The organism is Streptomyces sp. NPDC031554, assembly GCF_055580685.1.
Window position 1 is genome coordinate 50,631 of sequence record NZ_JBVIKX010000021.1, and the last position, 16,888, is coordinate 67,518.

Genomic DNA, 16,888 nt, shown 5'->3' on the forward strand with positions numbered 1-16,888 from the left:
CCTTCTCCGCCTCGGCCTTCTCGTGCTCCCGCTCGGCCTTGGCCTCGGCCTTCTCCTTCTCCGCCTCCGCCTTGGCCTCGGCCTTCTCCTTCTCCGCCTCCGCCTTGGCTTCCGCCTTCTCCTTCTCCGCCTCGGCCTTCTCACGTTCCCGCTCGGCCTTGGCCTCGGCCTTCTCCTTCTCCGCCTCCGCCTTGGCCTCGGCCTTCTCCTTCTCCGCCTGGGCCTTGGCGGCCGCCGCTTCGGCCGCCGCCTTCTTCTTCTCGGCGTCGGCCTCCGCCTCGGCGGAGATCTCGGAGAGGGGACGGTCGTCCTTGTCGGTGATGCTGGTGTCGAAGGCCTTCTCGGCGGCCTTGAAGGCCTTGTGGATCTCGACGATGGCCTCGGCGCCCGCCGTGCTGAGCCAGTCCTGCACGGACTGCTCCCAGCGGCGCACCGCCTCGTCGGCGATCGCCTTCCACGTGGTCATCTCGCTCGGCTTGCCGTACGACTTGCCCTCGATGACGATGTCGTTCTGGAAGCCGGTGGTCGACACCACGTAGTTGTGCCAGGAGGTGTACGCCCCGGATCCACTGGACACCGTCTCGATGTCCGTCTTGTCGTACTGGGTGTCGAAGAGGGTCAGCCGGGCGTTCTGCAGCATGTCGTAGAGCCAGCGCTGCGGATTGCTCTCGGCCCTCCACGCCTCCCGGGCGTCGTAGAGCTTCTGCGCCTGGGTGAGGAGAACGCCCTGGGCCTCCGCCAGCGCCCGGGCCGGCCCGGAGGTCACCGTCACGCCGTCGACGGTGACGGCGCTCTTGTCGTCACCCTTGCCGTCGAGCTGGTCGGCGTACCCCTCGTAGTTCCGGGCCAGCTTGTGGATGAGCTCCTTGAAGACGGCGGCCGACGTGCCGTCCCAGGAGTCGCTGCCCTCTCCGATGTCCTCGGTGTCCCACTTGCCGACGGTGACCGCGCTGTCCTCGAAGAACTTGACCACCCGGTCGAAGGCCTTGGCCGCCTCCGTGAAGGTGCGCAGGTCGACGTAGTCGGCGTCGTTCACCGGGTAGCCGCGGTTGGTGAACCCGTGGGTCGAGTAGGGCCACGTGATGATCTGCGAGAGGGCGTCCCCGGAACCGTAGACGTACCGAACCAACGCGTTGGTGTTCCAGTCGAGCTTCTCGCCCTCTTTGTTCCAGCCGCCCTTGTCCTTCAGGCGCTCGCTCGTCTTGGTGTAGTCCGGGATGATGTCGTTCCCGCTCGGGGGCGAGGCCTGGCCGGACGCGAGGAAGGTGATGTAGGCCCGGTACCGGTAGAGGTACTTCCCCGCGGAGACGTCCTGGGAGTCGTCGCTGGGGCGGTAGAACGGGATGGTGTAGTCGGTGTTGTGCGTCTTCCAGCCGCTCGAGGACAGGAAACCCGACGAGTACTCCGGGCCCCCGCTCTTGTCCAGTCGGACGTGGATCAGCGGGATGCCGTCGTTACCCTTCAGATCGTCGAACAACGTCTTCCGCTCCGGCAGGACATAGCCGGTGAGCAGGTCAACCGCTTTTTTCCAGTTGTCGTTGTTGTTGTCCTCGGGGTTGGCCATCGCCGAACTCCGTCACTCTTTCTCTTGGGTGGCACCGGGGTTGTCGAGATCGCTGTCGACGTCCTCGAAGATGTCCATGAAGTCGTCCGCGGTGATGTTCTCGAGGTTCTTGCCCTGGGCCTTGGCCAGTTCGTCGATGGTGTCCCACAACGCCTGTTCGAGATCCTCGAAGAGGACCGTCTGGTCCTCGAGGATGCGCACGACCTCACCCGCGCCCTGCTGGATGACCTTGTTCAGGGCACCCCCGCCGACCGCGCTGTTCTCACCGGCCATGAGGCCGATGACGAGCGGCTTCGCGGAGTCGATCGTCGTGGTCGAGATGCTGTCCGCGATGAACGAGATCGCCGGCCCGGCGGTCGGACTGTCCTTGAGGATGTTCTCCAGCGTCGTACGGAAGCCGTCGATCTGGTGGTTGATGAAGTTCTTCAGGAACGTGCTGTCGAGGACCGTGACGGCCACGTGATCACCCTTCCGTCACCGGCCGGCGTCAGCGGCTGCCGATCCTGATGTCGCCCCACCGCTGCGACAGGTTCTGCTCCGTGTAGCGGTAGTTGGAGGAGATCTCGGTGAGCAGGCCGGAGTGGTTGGCGAGCAGGGTCTTGATGTTCTCGACAGCGTTGTCCCACTTCGCCTGGACCTCGCTGTAGACGTCCCGGTCGTCACCGATCCAGCTGTTGCGGAGCTCGGCCAGTTCCATCTCCAGGTTGGCCAGGATGCTCATGATCGCCTGGGACTGGCCGACCATGTCGTCCGCCGCGCCTTCGGCATGGTTGTAGTCGACGTAGATGTAGCCGTCGGAGAAGTCCATCGGATTCCTCGATTCACCGGGAGAACGACAAGAGGGGGAAGGTGGGGGATCTGCTGGGTGCGCCGGGTCAGTTCGACGACGTGCTGGTGCCGTTGAGCTCGTCGAACACCTGGGTGGAGCGCGAGTACTCCGTGTCGATCGCGTCGCTGGTGGATCCCTGCACCAGCCCGTGCTCCGTGAGGGTGCCGTTGAGTTCGTCGACCATCCGGTCCAGGTTGATCAGGATGGTGTCGACGTGCTCGTCCCACTGCTCCAGCAATTTCTTGTACTTGCCGCCGTCGACGCCTCCGTAGTTCGAGGCGAGCGTGTGCGACGTGGACTGGACGTCCTGCTGGCAGCGCTGGACTCCGGTGAAAGCCTGTTCCAGCGCCATGATTCCATTACGGGTCGCGCGTTCTTCGGACTGCTGCATGGCCATGCGGAAACTCCCTTTTCGGCGAGACTCACCGGGCTGTGACCCCCATGCAACCCCGTGGGCAGACAGGGTGTCCCGGCGGACATGACTGACTCGCGGGACCATGGGACGGCCAGATGTTATGCAGCCCTCAACTTGTTTGGCAATTGCCCGCCAAACCTCGAAGTCTTCTCCATGAAAGCTCAGTTGAGCGATGAATCGGAATTCGCTCCGCTCACGTGAGCGGTACGGTGAGGACGACCGGACAGATCGGGCGGCAGGCGCCTTCCGCCGGGCGCCGCCGGGTGCCCGGCTTAACGGGAGGTGACCACGCCGACGCCAAGAATTTCCCTTCCGGACGACCGTCGACGGCCCAGGCCGCCTCCCTTTCGGCCCCGGCCCCGGTCTCCCCCGGCCTCCCCCTGACGTCCGCTACCGCCCGGGGCACCGCAGCGTCACCCGCGCCTCGCCCTCGGACGCCGCCTCGGGGGTCAGGTCCGGGCCGCTGGGCAGCATGGCCAGCATCGGGGACGGCATCGTCCGCGTCTCGGCGCCCCCGTAGCCCAGCGCCTCCACCGCCTCCTGGGACAGCAGCCGGTACTTCACGCCCTCGTCCGTCACCAGGTACGTGGTGTCGCCCAGTGCGCTGCCGCTCGCGCTCAACGCCCTGACCAGCGCGCCCTTCCCGGCCCGCACCGCGATGGTGTCGACCTTCAGGCAGCCTGGTTCGACCTCGGGCGCCGGCGCCTGCACGGTCTCGGGCAGGGCGCCCTCGGGCAGCACCGAGGTGCCCACGCGCACACCGGAGGTCGCGGAGTCGACCTCGGCGCAGGCCACGGCGCCGGTGTCGGCGGTGACCGTCTTCGGCGGCTTCGCGGGCAGCTTCGCCGTGCCCGAGCCTCGCGCGTCGGGGGCGAGATGTCCGGCCAGGGTGTCCGCACCGAGCGTGGCCACGGTCGCGGCGCCCCCGCCGTACGCCTTCTCGCGGGTGCGCGGGTCGCCCAGCAGGAGGGTGGCGCCGGTGTCGGTGAGGGGGACCAGACCCTCCCGCGTGAGCAGGTGGTAGCGGGCGGCGGAGCCGGGCACGTCCACCTTGAAGAGCTGTCCGATCCTGGTGCTCCGTCCGGCCAGCTCGGGCCCCTCCCCGCCCCGGCCGGGCACGTCGGCGGGCGCGAGGTCGGGCCCCAGCGGGAAGGCGTCGAGGAACGCCGCGGAGACGGGGCGCGGGGCGACGTCGCCGTACCCGAGGGCCTCGGCCGCCTTCGCCCGCTCGTCCAGGCGCAGCCGGCTGCCCTGCCACAGCAGGTACGTGGCGCCGTCCGGGCCGGTGACCAGCATGCCCTCGTCCTCGCCCAGCCGCCTGCCGCCGGGCACGTCCTGCGGGTCGCCGGCGCCGAGGGCGAGCGTCGTGGTCGCCGTGACGACGCCCGTCGTCCGCGGGAGGATCCCGGAGCACACCAGCCACGGCGTGCGGTCCAGGTCGCCGGTGCCCGGCAGAGCCTCGGGCCCGTCGGGGATGCCGACGGGCGTGCCGTGCGGGGTGCCGGCCAGCGAGGACGTGCCCACGGTCGTGACGCCGACGTCGCCGCCGGTGACCAGCCGGGCCGACGCGTAGTTGCGCACCGGGCGCAGCCGCCCGTCCAGGTACAGGTAGCGCGCGCCGGTCTGCTTGTCGACGATCAGTTTCTCCCCCGAGCGCCAGGAGTCGTTGCCGCCGGGCCTGATCAGGCCGAAGACGAACGCGCCGGCGCACACCAGCACGGCGATGATCACGCCGATCGCGGCGCCGCGGTTGGTCCGGCCCAGCGGGCTCTCCGGGGAGTCGGGCTCGGAGCGCAGCATGGCCGAGGCCAGCCGTCCCATGATGAACAGGTGCGCCTGCACCTGGTCGCGCTTGTTGTGCATGGTCGTCGTTCTCCCGGGTCAGCCGTTGATGCCGCGGAGCCGGCCGTAGACACCCATCGACCAGAGCGTCAGCGGCAGGATGCTGATGGCGGCGAGTGAGTGCAGCAGCTCGGCCGCGCGCCCCCAGTACGGGACGAGCCGCCGTCCGGGCACGGTCCACGAGGCGATGGTGATCACGGCGGCCAGCCCCATCAGGCCGGCCGTCAGGGTCAGCCGGTCCACCGGGGAGAGGGAGCGCGCGGAGACGAACAGCAGCAGGACGACGCCCCAGGCCCCGGCGGCGGTCAGCGCGAGGCGCTGCCAGAGGTTGCCCAGCCCCCGGCTGTGCAGCAGCAGGAGGAGGGAGAGGGCCACGACGGTGAGGATCTCGGCGAGGTCCGGGACGGCCATGAGCGCCACCTGGCAGGGCAGGCAGACCAGACCGATGGCGCCGTAGAGGGCGGTCATCCAGCCGTCCGCCAGCGCGGAGCGCGCGTCGACGTCCGAGGAGGAGTAGGGGTCGATGCCCTGCTGCAGCTGCTGGACGTTGGTCGGCAGGGGCGGCATCCGCATGCCGGCCAGCCGGAACGACAGGGTCGGGACGAACCCGCCGAAGAGCACCACCACGACGGCCACCACGCCGGCCGCCTGCTGCGGCGCCAGGTCCAGGGTGATCAGGGCGGCGCCGAGCGCGCCCGCCGCCGCGACGCAGGCCGCGCCGATGAACAGCGCCGGGTACACGCCGACCGCCGCCAGGGCGAGGACCGCGCCCGCACCGCCGGCCGTGGACGCCGCCAGCAGCCGGGCGCCGAGGACGGCCGCGCCGTCGGAGCCGCCCAGGTCGCCGCCGGGGAGCAGCCAGCCCGCCAGGGCGAAGTAGGGGGCGGCCATCAGGCCGAGCACCGCGCCGGCTCCGGCGTCCCCGACGGCGCGGGAGGCGGAGCCCGCGCCGGCGATCAGCAGGACTCCCGCGGCCGAGGCGGCGACGGCCCGTGCCCAGCCCGCCGTTCCCGGCATGGCCAGCAGCACGATGCCCAGTGCGAGGGTGGTCGCGGCCAGGGCGCGCAGCAGGCGCCGGCCGGCCCGGTCGCTCCAGCCGTGCGGTCTGCGGCCCATGCCGTCGGCGATGCCGTCGACCAGGTCGTCGATGTGCACCTCGGGCAGTGCCTCGGTGCGCGGTCGCAGGTGGAGCTCCTCTCCGTCCCGCAGACCGAGGGAGTCCAAGGTACTCTCGGGGTCGAGCGGTGGACCGCCGAGCCGTTGGAGCACCCAACCTCCGTGCTCCAGGCCGGACTCCTCCAGGCCGTCCCCTCCGTAGCCGATCACTGTGGGCAGCAGGTCGGCGACGGGGACGTCGGAGGGCACGGCCAGGTCGACGGTCCTGGCAGGAGCCCGTACGGTGACGCGGCACAGGCTTGCCGTCTGGATCTCACTCATGGATGCGGGGTTCACACTTTCTGGCGGGCCACGGGAAGCACGGTGGCTGGAAGGTGGCGGGCACACCGGCCGGTCGCCGAACGCGACGGAAAAGTCGGACGGGGCATGCGCCGACGAGTTTGACCGTACGCCGGACTTTTCGCAACACCACTCCGGGAGTTCAGCTTCACGGAACCCCACGTCAATTCTCCCGCCGCCGTCGCGTGGGACTCTGACCCTTTACGAGAAAACCCGCGGTGTCACCGCCGGGTTCCCCCGGAATTCCTTCCGAAATCATTGAGGAGGACGTTCGTTGAGCGTGATCCTGTTCCGCCGGCCGGCCCGTCGCAAGGGGCCCGAAATGCCGTCGGGGGAACTGAGCCTTCAGGAGCCGCCCACGCTTCCCGAAGTCGTGCCGGACAGTTCCGCCGTGTGGACCTATCTGCCGATGGCGCTGATGTCGGTCTCCATGATGCTGATGTTCATGCGGCCGGGGATGAGCCAGAGCAGCGGCGGGTTCATCTACATCGCGCTCGGTGTGATGGTCGTCGCCTCGGCGGGGATGATGCTCGGTCAGGTCATGCGCCGCAACGGTGAGCGCAAGCAGCGGATGAAGGGGGAGCGCCGCGACTACCTGCGGTACCTGCGGCAGACCCGGCGCATGGTGCGGGCGTCCGTCGTGGAGCAGCAGCGCGCCCTCGCCTGGCGTCATCCCGAGCCCGACGCGCTGTCGTCGTTGGTGCGCAGCACCCGGCTGTGGGAACGCCGGGTGTCCGACGAGGACTTCGCCGAGGTGCGGATGGGTGTGGGCGACCAGCGGCTCGCGATGAAGCTGACGCCGCTGTCGACCAAGCCCGTCGAGGACCTGGAGCCGCTGTCGGCGCACGCGTTGCGCAGCTTCACCCGGGCCTACTCCACCGTCCGGGACCAGCCCATCGCGATCTACCTGCGGGCCTGGTCGAAGGTGCTGTTCCGCGGGGACGAGGAGCGGATCCGGGCCCAGGTGCGGGCGCTGGTCGCGCAGTTGGCGGTGTTCCACTCCCCCGACGACCTGTGGATCGCGCTGTGCGTCTCGGACGAGCGGCGTGCGGAGTGGGAGTGGGCGAAGTGGCTGCCGCACAGTCTGCACCGGCACGAGGAGGACGGCGCCGGACCGGCCCGCATGATCGCCTCGGCCTTCGCCGAGCTGGAGAACCTGCTGGGCGCGGAGTTCCTGGAGCGGCCGGGCTCCGACCCCGACGCGGTGCCGGGGCGGGAGGAGCCGTACACGGTCGTCGTGATCGACGGCTGCACGGTGCCGGCGGGGCACCGCTTCGACGGGCACGGGTTCCGCAACGCGGTGGTGCTCGACGTCACCGGTTCGCTCGCGTGGAAACCGGGGCGCACCACGCTGCGCCTGGAAGTCGGCGAGGGCGGTGTCGCGCTGGTGCGCACCGACCGCGACCGCAAGGAGCAGTCGACGGTGCTGGGCCGGCCCGACCGGCTGGGCACGGTGGGGGCGCTGGCCCTCGCCCGGCTGCTGGCGCCGTACCGGATGAGTGTGGGCGGCGACGACTCCAGGCCGCTCGCCGACGACGTCGAGCTGACCTCGCTGCTGAACATCCCCGATCTGCACCGGCACGACCCGGCCACGCTGTGGGAGCGGTCGACCGGCAGTGCCCGGCTGCGGGTGCCGATCGCGGTGAGCGGTGAGGGCCGGCCCGTGGAGCTGGACATCAAGGAGTCCGCGCAGGGCGGTACGGGCCCGCACGGCATGCTCATCGGCGCCACCGGCTCCGGCAAGAGCGAACTGCTGCGGACCCTCGTCCTCGGCCTCGCGCTGACCAACTCCTCCGAGACCCTCAACTTCGTCCTGGTCGACTTCAAGGGCGGCGCCACCTTCCTCGGCCTGGACGAACTGCCGCACACCTCCGCCGTCATCACCAACCTCGCGGACGAGGTGGCGCTGGTCGCCCGGATGCAGGACGCCCTGCACGGGGAGCTGATCCGGCGTCAGGAGCTGCTGCGTGCGGCCGGCAACTACACCTCCGCGCTGGAGTACGAGAAGGCGCGGCAGTCCGGGGCGCCGTTGCAGCCGCTGCCCAGCCTGTTCGTGGTGGTCGACGAGTTCAGTGAACTGCTGGCCTCGCACCGCGACTTCATGGAGCTGTTCGTGATGATCGGCCGGCTCGGGCGCAGTCTCGGGGTCCATCTGCTGCTGGCCTCGCAGCGGTTGGAGGAAGGCCGCATGCACCAGTTGGAGAGCCACCTGTCGTACCGGATCGGTCTGCGGACGTTCTCCGCGATGGAGAGCCGGGGTGTGCTGGGCGTGCCGGACGCCTATGAGCTGCCCGCCCAGCCGGGTGCCGGTTTCCTCAAGAGCGGCGTCGACGCGCTCACCCGGTTCCGGGCCGCGTACGTGTCGGGTCCCTACCGGCGGCGCCGGGCGGTCGTACAGGCGCAGGTGGCTCGTCAGGTGGTGCCGTGGACGGCGGAGTGGGTGGTGCCGCGCGCGCCCGCGGACCCGGATCTCGCGGGCGACCCCGGCGAGCCGGAGCCGGAGCCGGAGGGCGAGGGGGACGACGGGGAGACCCTGCTGTCGGTGGCGCTCGACCGGTTGCGTGGTTCGGGCCCGCCCGCCCACCAGGTGTGGCTGCCGCCGCTGGGCCGGCCGGCCACGCTGGACCAGGTCCTGCCGCCGCTGACGCCCGATCCGCGCTACGGCCTGACCACGGCGGACTGGCCGCTGCGGGGCCGGCTCACGGTGCCGGTGGGTGTCGTGGACCGTCCCTTCGACCAGTTGCGTGATCTGCTGACCGTGGACCTGTCGGCGGCCGGCGGCCACGTGGCCATCGCCGGGGGTCCGCAGAGCGGCAAGAGCACCCTGCTGCGGACCCTGATCACCGCGCTGGCACTCACCCACACGCCGCGCGAGGTGCAGTTCTACTGCCTGGACTTCGGCGGCGGCACGCTGGCCGCGCTCGACGGGCTGCCCCACATGAGCGGGGTCGCGGCACGGGTGGACACCGAGCGGGTGGGCCGTACGATCGCCGAGGTCACCGCCCTGCTCGCCCGGCGGGAGCGGTTCTTCCTGGAGCACGGCATCGACTCCATGCCGACGTACCGCAAGCGGCGCGCGGCGGGCGATTTCCCCGAGGAGCCGCACGGGGACGTGTTCCTCGCGATCGACGGCTGGGCCACCGTGCGCCAGGACTTCGACCGGCACATCCCCACCTTCAACGCGCTGGCCGCCCGCGGCCTCAACTACGGGGTCCACCTGCTGGTCACGACGGCCCGCTGGGTGGAGCTGTCGTCCTCGGTGCGCGACCAGACCGGGACCCGGCTGGAGTTGCGGATGGGTGACCCGATGGACTCGCAGATCGACTCCCGCAAGGCGGCGGCGGTCCCGCGCAGCGCGGGGCGGGGTCTGACCTCGGACAAGCTGCACTACCTGTCGGCGCTGCCGCGCGTCGACGGGGTCGAGGACGCCGACGACCTCGCGGACGGGGTCGCGGGGCTGGTCGCCGCGATCGCCGAGAGCTGGGCGGGGCCCACCGCGCCGCGGGTGCGGATGCTGCCGGCGAAGCTGCCGGTCGAGGAGCTGCCGGAGCCGGAGGGCGAGAACGGCCTGCGGATCGCCATCGGCCTGGACGAGAACGAACTGGCGCCGGTGTGGCACGACTTCACGGAGAGCCCGCACCTGATCGTGGTGGGCGACACGGAGAGCGGCAAGACGAACCTGCTGAAGCTGGTCGCGCGGGGCATCACCGAGCGGTACACGCCGGCCGAGGCGCGGATCATGACGGTGGACTACCGGCGGGAGCTGGTGGAGAGCGTGCCCGAGGCGTACCGGCTCGGGCACGCCGTGTCCCTGGACATGCTGCGGGACCTGGTGGACGGGGCGGCACGGGCGGTCAGGCAGCGGGTTCCGGGGGAGGACATCGCTCCGTCGCGGATGCGGTCGTGCGACTGGTGGCAGGGGCCGCGGCTGTTCATCCTGGTCGACGACTACGACATGGTGGGCGGCGGGCCGATGACGCAGCCGTTCGCCCCGTTGCTGGATCATCTGGCGCTGGGGCACGAGGTGGGGCTGCACCTGGTGGTGGCGCGGTCCTCGGCGGGTGCCGGGCGTGGGCTCAACGAGGCGTTGCTGCGCAGGTTGCAGGAGGTCAACACGCCCGGTCTGCTGATGTCGTGCCCGCCGAGCGAGGGGTACCTCTTCGGGAGCGTGAAGGGGCGGGAGCTGATTCCGGGGCGGGCGGTCCGGATCGCCCGCCGCAAGACCCTGCAGGTGCAGACGGGGCTCGTGGGGGACGCGCGGTGACGCGTCCGTACGGGGTGGACCGGGGCGGGCGGGGGGTCTCCCCCACCGCCCCCGCGGGCGCGCCGCCGGGGCGTGTCCCGGAGCCGGCGTCGTCGGCCCGCAGGACAGGCCCGGCGGCGCCCGGCGCGTACGGCCGCGAGACGGAGGACCGCCCCGGCACCGGACGCGTCGGGGCGGTCCCGACGACGCGGCCGGGGGTGTCTCCTCCGGGGGAGTGCGTGCCGAACGTCGCCGGGCTGGGAGCACTCCCTCCGGGGGAGGGACTTTCGCAACACGCCCTAGGGCGTGTTGCGAAAGTAGCGTCGTCTGCCCGAAGGGCAGGCCCGGCGGCGTCTGGTGCGTGCGATCGCAAGGCGGAGGGTCGCCCCGATACTGGTGGTATCGGGGCGATCCCGACAACGCGGCGAGCGTGCGTGCCAGGCGTCGCCGGGCAGACGGGACTTTCGCAACACGCCCTAAGGCGCGGTCGGGGGGCGCCAGTTCCTGGTGCGGCCCCGGGGGACGACCGCGGCCAGGGCCGCGAGCAGGAGGACCGTCGCCAGGCCCGCGGCCGCGACGGTCAGGGAGCGGTGGTGGGGGGTGGGGTCGGCGGGGGACGGCATGTGTGCGGGTGCGGGGGTCCGCGCGGGGGGCGTCGTGCGCTCCTGGACCAGGGACAGGGCGGCGTACGGGTCGAGGCGGGGGGTGTCCGAGGGGTAGGCGGTGTCGAGGAGGCGGCGGGCGACCTCGGCCGCCGTGAGGTCGGGGTGGTAGGCACGGACGAGTGCCGCGGTGCCGGCGACGCCCGCCGCGGCCAGCGAGGCGCCGGAGCCGATGTAGTGGCCGGTGCCCCCGGGGCCGACGCTGACCATCTCGTCGCCGGGCGCGGACAGGTCGGGCTCGTGGGCCGGCGGCGCGTTCTTCTGCCGTACGCCGCCGGGGCCGAAGTCCACGACGGCGAGCGCGCCGGGCGCGGCGGCCGGCCAGTAGGGGCCCTCGGGCGGCTCGCCGTCGGGCCCCTTCTCCTCGCGGGGCACGGCGTCCGGCGCGGCGGGGGCGACGACCAGCGCGTCGCGCCGGGTGGCGTGGGCGACGGCCGCGGTGAGCTCGGCCCTGCCGGTGCGCAGGACCTGGCCGACGTAGATGACCTGCGCGCCGCGGTCCGCCGCCGTGCGGATGCCGGCGGCCACGCGCTCCACGGAGGGCACGCCGCGGTCGTCGGTGCCCGGCAGGGCGAGGATCTCTGCCTGCGGGGCGACCCCGGTGATGCCGCTGCCCTTCTCCGGGGCGGCGGCGATCAGGCCGGCGGCGAACGTGCCGTGGCCCACGCAGTCCTCGGCCGCCGCGCCGACGGCCTCCACCCTGCCGGACAGGCTGGGGACCGCGGTGGAGACACCGGAGTCGACCACCGCGACGGTCACGCCGGCGCCGCGCGAGATCCGCTGGGCCCGGGACAGCCCGAGCGCCGTCTGCGACCACGCCGCTCCGGTGGCCGTCCGTCCCGAGGCGCCGGTGCAGGGGTTGCCCTCGCCGAGCCGGACGGGCAGCGGGGGCAGCAGCGTGGCCCCCGGGTCGTCCGCGCCCGCCCCGGCCGACGGCGCGGCCGGGGCCGCCGGGGCGGCGAAGGCCGGTCCGGCCGTGACCGGCAGGACCACGACGATCGCCAGCGCGAGGCCCGAGGCCCGGCCTTTCATGATATTCCGCATGATCCGCATGATATGCACACAAGATGTACGGCGCACAACGCCAACAACGCAGCAGCACAAGGAGGTTCGAGGCGTGGCACGTCAGATACTCACGGTCGGCCCGGAACGGTCGGACGGCTTCCAGACGATCGGTGAGGCACTGGCCCAGGCCCGTACCGGGGCGGTGATCCGGGTCCGCCCCGGCCGCTACGCCGAGACCCTCGTCATCCGGCACCGGGTGACGATCGTCGGCGAGGGCGAGCCGGGCACCGTCGAGATCTGTCCGCGCAGCGGCACCGCCGTCACCCTCATGGCCGACGCCGTGATGCTCAGCGCCCTGACCCTGCGGGGCCGCGACAAGGAGGCCGCGGTCGTGGACGTACCGGCCGGTCAGGCCGCGCTGGACGGCTGCACGGTGACGGGCGCCGGGTGGACGGCGCTGCTGGTCCGCGGCAAGGGCTCGCTGGCCGCCCGCGGCTGCCGGATCGGCAACCCCGGCGGCGCCGGGCTCGTCGACTCCTCGGAGAGCGAAAGCATCGTCGAGGACTGCGTGTTCGAGAACTTCGGCACCTCCGCGGTGGTCATCGGCGAGACCGCCGGGCCCCTGATCCGCGACTGCCGCATCCGCGGCGCGCGGGCCAACGGCGTCCTGGCGAACGGCGAGGCCCGGGGCACCGTGGAGGGCTGCGACATCTCCGGCACCGACAAACCGGCCATCGCCCTGGAGGGCCACAGCTCGACCCGGGTGCTGCGGTGCGCCGTGCACCACGCCTCGGTGGGCCTGTTCGTGACCAGCATGTCCCGCCCGGAGATCGAGGAGACGTCGTTCGAGTCCCTCGCGCAGAGCGGGATCGTGATCTCCGGCGGAGCCGACCCGGTGCTGCGCGGGTGTGTCACCCGACGCACCAAGAAGGGCGGACTGCTCGTCCTGGACCGCTCGCGCGGCACCCTGGAGGACTGCTCGTTCCACGGCTCCGCCGAGGCCGCCGTGCGGGTCGTCGAGGGCAGCGCCCCGCTGCTGCGGGACACCGTGGTGAGCGACTGCGCCGACACCGCCGGGGCGGTGCAGCTCTGGGACGGCTCCACGGCCGAGTTCGAGCGCCTGGAGGTCCTGGACGCGGCCGGCGTCGGCATCTCGGTGCGCACCGCCGCCGACCCCCTGCTGCGCCGCGCCCGGGTCACCGGCGCGGGCGGCCACGGCGTCGAGTTCACCGACGACGGCCGCGGCCGCCTCGAGCACTGCGAGATCGAGTCCGCCGGCGGCTGCGCCCTGAGCGTCGACGACGACTCCGCCCCCGAGATCAGCGACACCGTGCTGCGCTCCGCCGCCCGCTCGGGCCTCCTCGTCGGCGAACGCGGCCGGGGCACCCTGCGGGACTGCCGGATCGACGACAGCGCCGACGCCGGGATCGGTGTGCGGGACGGCGCCGAGATCACCCTGGAGCGGGTCCGGGTGCACGGTTCGCGGGCCCACGGCGTCCAGGTGTCGCGCGGCGGCCGGGCCGTCCTCGACGCCTGTGAGATCACCGGGAGCACCGGCGACGGCATACGGGTCGACAGCGCCGAACCGGTCGACGTCACCCGGTGCGTCGTACGCGACAACCGCGGTGCGGGACTGCGCCAGAGCCGTGCGGGCGAACGGCTCACGGTGGAGCTGCTGACCAGCGCGGACAACGGCCTGCCGGACAGCTGGGGCGAGTCGGCCGTGACGGCCGGTGAGGACGGCGCCCCCGGCGGGTCCGGCGAGGAGCCGGAGTCCGAGGGTCCGCTGGCCCGACTGGAGTCGCTCGTCGGTCTGGAGAACGTCAAGCACCAGGTGAACACGCTGGTCAACCTGAACCAGCTCGCGGAACGCCGGCGCCGGCTCGGCATGCCGGTCCCGTCGATGAGCCGGCATCTGATCTTCGCCGGGCCGCCCGGCACCGGCAAGACCACCGTCGCCCGCCTCTACGGCAGCATCCTCGCGGACCTGGGGGTGCTCAGGAGCGGGCACCTGGTCGAGGTGGCCCGCGCCGATCTCGTCGCACAGGTCATCGGCGGTACGGCCATCAAGACCACCGAGGCGTTCAACAGCGCCCTGGGCGGGGTGCTGTTCATCGACGAGGCGTACACCCTCACCGTCGAGGGGACGTCCAACGACTTCGGCCGCGAGGCCGTCGACACCCTGCTGAAGCTGATGGAGGACCACCGCGACGACGTGGTCGTGGTGGCGGCCGGCTACTCCGAGCAGATGGAGTCGTTCCTCACCGCCAACCCGGGGCTCGCCTCCCGCTTCACCCGCACCATCGAGTTCGGCAACTACGCGGTGGACGAACTGGTGACGATCACCGAGAGCCTCTGCCTGCGGCACCAGTTCGAGCTCGGGCCGCTGACCCGGGAGGCCCTCGCCGTGCGCTTCGAGCGGATGACGCGCGACGCGACGTTCGGCAACGGCCGCGCCGCCCGCGCCGTGTTCGAGGACATGGTGGACCGGCAGGCGTTCCGGCTCGCGGCCATGACCGACCCCGCGGAGGACGACCTGACGCTGCTGCTGCCGCAGGACGTCGGGGACGCGGAGGCCGCGGCCGTCGGCGGCACGGCGCAGGACGCCGACGACACGTCCGACCCGATGGCCGAACTCACCGCCATGGTGGGGCTCTCCGCCGTGAAGCGGGAGGTCGCCGACCTGGTCAGTCTGCTGACCAACGCCCGTCAGCGGATCGCCGCGGGGCTGCCCGCCCCCCGGATCAGCAACCACCTGGTCTTCAGCGGGCCGCCCGGCACCGGCAAGACCACCGTCGCCCGGCTCTACGCGAGGCTCCTGCACTCGCTGGGGGTGCTCCCCCGCGACTCCCTGGTGGAGGTGGCGCGGGCGGACCTGGTGGGCCAGTACGTCGGCCACACCGCCCAGCGCACCAAGGACGTCTTCACCGGCGCGCTGGGCGGGGTGCTGTTCATCGACGAGGCCTACACCCTCACCCCCGAGGGGGCGTCCAACGACTTCGGCCGTGAGGCCGTCGACACCCTGCTGAAGCTGATGGAGGACCACCGCGACGAGATCGTGGTCGTCGTCGCCGGGTACACCGAGGAGATGGAGCGCTTCCTGGCCTCCAACCCCGGCCTGACGTCCCGGTTCTCCAAGTTCGTGCGGTTCGAGGACTACAGCACCGACGAGCTGGTCACCATCGTGTCCCGGCACGCCGCGGCCTCCGGGTACGAGTGCGCCGACGCCACCCTCGCGGCGCTGCGCGCCCATGTGGACGCCCTTGCGCGCGACCGTTCCTTCGGCAACGCGCGGCTCGCCCGGCAGTTGCTGGAGTCGATGATCACGAGTCAGGCCCGGCGGCTGGGCGGGCTGGGTTCGCCCAGTCTCGCCGACCTCACCACACTGCTGCCGCAGGACCTGCCGCCGGCGCTCCGGCGGGAGGCCGCCCTGTGACCTCCTGAAGGCGAACGCCCGCCGGTCGGACACCGGCGGGCGTTCGCTGCGCTGTCGCGCACCTCGAGGTCGCGCCCCCTACGGCGGGCGCGCCCCTCACACGGTGAACCTGACGGCCTCCAGCCAGAACTGCGGCTCCGTCGACCCGCCGAAGATCCAGCCCTCGGGCTTCTCGCACGCCAGGCCGCCCCAGCCGTGCCCGCCGAGCTTGTGGTTCTGGCAGACGTTGCCCGAGTCCACGCCGATGGTGAAGCCGCTGAGGTTCGGCGCGTTCGAGGCGGCGCTTCCCAGCGTCAGGTCCGTCCCGTCGGCCGCACCCGACCACGCGGTCGTCCATCCCTGCTTCTGGATGAACTCGTTGCCGTTCACCCTCTTCGCGTCCGCCACCGCCACGTTGATGGCCGTGACGGGCCGCCCCTTGCCCTCCTGGCCCGCGGTCGCCCCGTCGCACACGGGAGCCGTCCAGCCGGCGCCCTTCATGTGGACCCGGTAGCAGATGTGCCGGCCGGGAGCGGACGCGGCCAGCCGCTGAACGGCGTAGGCGGCGGTGTTCGGCGGAAGCTTGGGGGGCTCGTACGGCTTCACCGGGGCCTCCGTCTTCTTCGGCGCCTCGGCCCGCTTGCTCGCCGGCGGTGCCGAACTCGGCACCGGTGCCGCCTTCTCGACGACGGGGCTCGGCTTGGCGGACGGCTTCTCGGTCGACGGCTTCGGTGACGGTGTCGACGTCGGTGTCGCGGGGGCGTAGTAGCCCTTCGGCACCTCCGGGGGCTCCCCCTCGAGCAGGGTGTCGGACCCGACGGCCACCGCCACGTCGTCCTTCTTCTGCCGTGAGTCGTCCGTGGCCCAGATCAGCAGCGGCACCGCGAGGAGGACGACGCCCGCGATGCCGGCGGCGGCGAGCACGGGCTTCTTCGGGTTCCCGGACGGCGGCCCGTCCGCACCGGCACCGGCCGCTGTGGCACCGGCCGCGGCGGTTCCGGCCGCGGCGGTTCCGGCCGCGGCGGTTCCCATTGCGGCGGTTCCGGCCGCCCCGCGGGCCTCGGCGTCCGGGGCGGCCCGGACGGCGGCGGCCGGCTCGGCGGCGCTCTCGCTCTCCGCCTCCGGACGCTCTCGCGCGGCGGGCGTTGCGGCCGTTGCGGCCGTTGCGGGCGTCGCGGCCGCTTCCCCGCCGGTGCCGGCCGTGGCGGCGGGCGGCTCCGGAGCGGTCTCTCCCCCGGTGGTCTCCGGGGCCTTCGGGGCCGGTCGTGCCGCCTCCGCTCCCCCGGCGCCGCCCTCGCCCTGCTCCGGCGCTGCCGTACGCCGTGCGGCCGGCGCCAGCATCGCGCCGGGGTCGGCCGCCGCCGACCCGAGGGAGACGGCCCTGCGGACGGACGAACCGCCCGTGCCCTCGGGCCCCTGGGGGACGGGCGGTTTCTTCTGACTTGCCATCGTTCTCCT

General features: G+C 72.4%; 10 protein-coding genes. 2 read left to right on the forward strand and 8 right to left on the reverse strand.

Annotation, left to right across the window (positions count from 1 at the left end; genetic code table 11):
- The 6 genes from ACZ5FU_RS34040 to eccD all read right to left on the reverse strand — a co-directional run.
- Positions 1 to 1,564: AAWKG family protein (locus ACZ5FU_RS34040; protein WP_469047823.1), on the reverse strand; the 1,564-nt coding region annotated here is incomplete at its 3' end.
- A 12-nt stretch (positions 1,565 to 1,576) separates the two neighbouring features.
- Positions 1,577 to 2,023 carry a type VII secretion system-associated protein gene (locus tag ACZ5FU_RS34045; RefSeq protein WP_451530910.1) on the reverse strand — a complete coding sequence of 149 codons (447 nt, stop codon included), beginning with the start codon at positions 2,021 to 2,023 and terminating at the stop codon, positions 1,577 to 1,579.
- A gap of 28 nt (positions 2,024 to 2,051) precedes the next feature.
- Positions 2,052 to 2,372: a WXG100 family type VII secretion target gene (locus ACZ5FU_RS34050; protein WP_228971183.1), complete on the reverse strand. Its 321-nt coding sequence runs from the start codon at positions 2,370 to 2,372 to the stop codon at positions 2,052 to 2,054.
- Between the two features lie 67 nt (positions 2,373 to 2,439).
- The gene (locus ACZ5FU_RS34055) at positions 2,440 to 2,790 is read right to left on the reverse strand and encodes a hypothetical protein (RefSeq protein ID WP_451780136.1); all 351 of its coding nucleotides are present in this window, start codon (positions 2,788 to 2,790) and stop codon (positions 2,440 to 2,442) included.
- Between the two features lie 408 nt (positions 2,791 to 3,198).
- Positions 3,199 to 4,671: a type VII secretion protein EccB gene (gene eccB, locus ACZ5FU_RS34060; RefSeq protein ID WP_469047824.1), complete on the reverse strand. Its 1,473-nt coding sequence runs from the start codon at positions 4,669 to 4,671 to the stop codon at positions 3,199 to 3,201.
- Between the two features lie 18 nt (positions 4,672 to 4,689).
- Entirely contained in the window at positions 4,690 to 6,087 is a 1,398-nt protein-coding gene (gene eccD / locus ACZ5FU_RS34065; protein WP_451780132.1) for a type VII secretion integral membrane protein EccD, read from the reverse strand.
- Positions 6,088 to 6,385: 298 nt separating this feature from the next.
- Here eccD and eccCa point away from each other — a divergent pair, with 298 nt between their 5' ends.
- Positions 6,386 to 10,369: a type VII secretion protein EccCa gene (eccCa, locus tag ACZ5FU_RS34070; protein ID WP_468645920.1), complete on the forward strand. Its 3,984-nt coding sequence runs from the start codon at positions 6,386 to 6,388 to the stop codon at positions 10,367 to 10,369.
- Between the two features lie 455 nt (positions 10,370 to 10,824).
- Here the strand turns inward: eccCa and ACZ5FU_RS34075 are convergent, their stop codons facing one another.
- Entirely contained in the window at positions 10,825 to 12,054 is a 1,230-nt protein-coding gene (locus ACZ5FU_RS34075; protein WP_451530439.1) for a S8 family serine peptidase, read from the reverse strand.
- A 73-nt stretch (positions 12,055 to 12,127) separates the two neighbouring features.
- Here ACZ5FU_RS34075 and ACZ5FU_RS34080 point away from each other — a divergent pair, with 73 nt between their 5' ends.
- Positions 12,128 to 15,451 (forward strand): right-handed parallel beta-helix repeat-containing protein, encoded by a 3,324-nt coding sequence (locus ACZ5FU_RS34080; RefSeq protein ID WP_469047825.1) that lies wholly within the window; start codon positions 12,128 to 12,130, stop codon positions 15,449 to 15,451.
- Between the two features lie 96 nt (positions 15,452 to 15,547).
- Here ACZ5FU_RS34080 and ACZ5FU_RS34085 read toward each other — a convergent pair whose 3' ends face one another.
- Positions 15,548 to 16,879: a hypothetical protein gene (locus tag ACZ5FU_RS34085; RefSeq protein WP_469047827.1), complete on the reverse strand. Its 1,332-nt coding sequence runs from the start codon at positions 16,877 to 16,879 to the stop codon at positions 15,548 to 15,550.
- Positions 16,880 to 16,888: the final 9 nt, after the last annotated feature.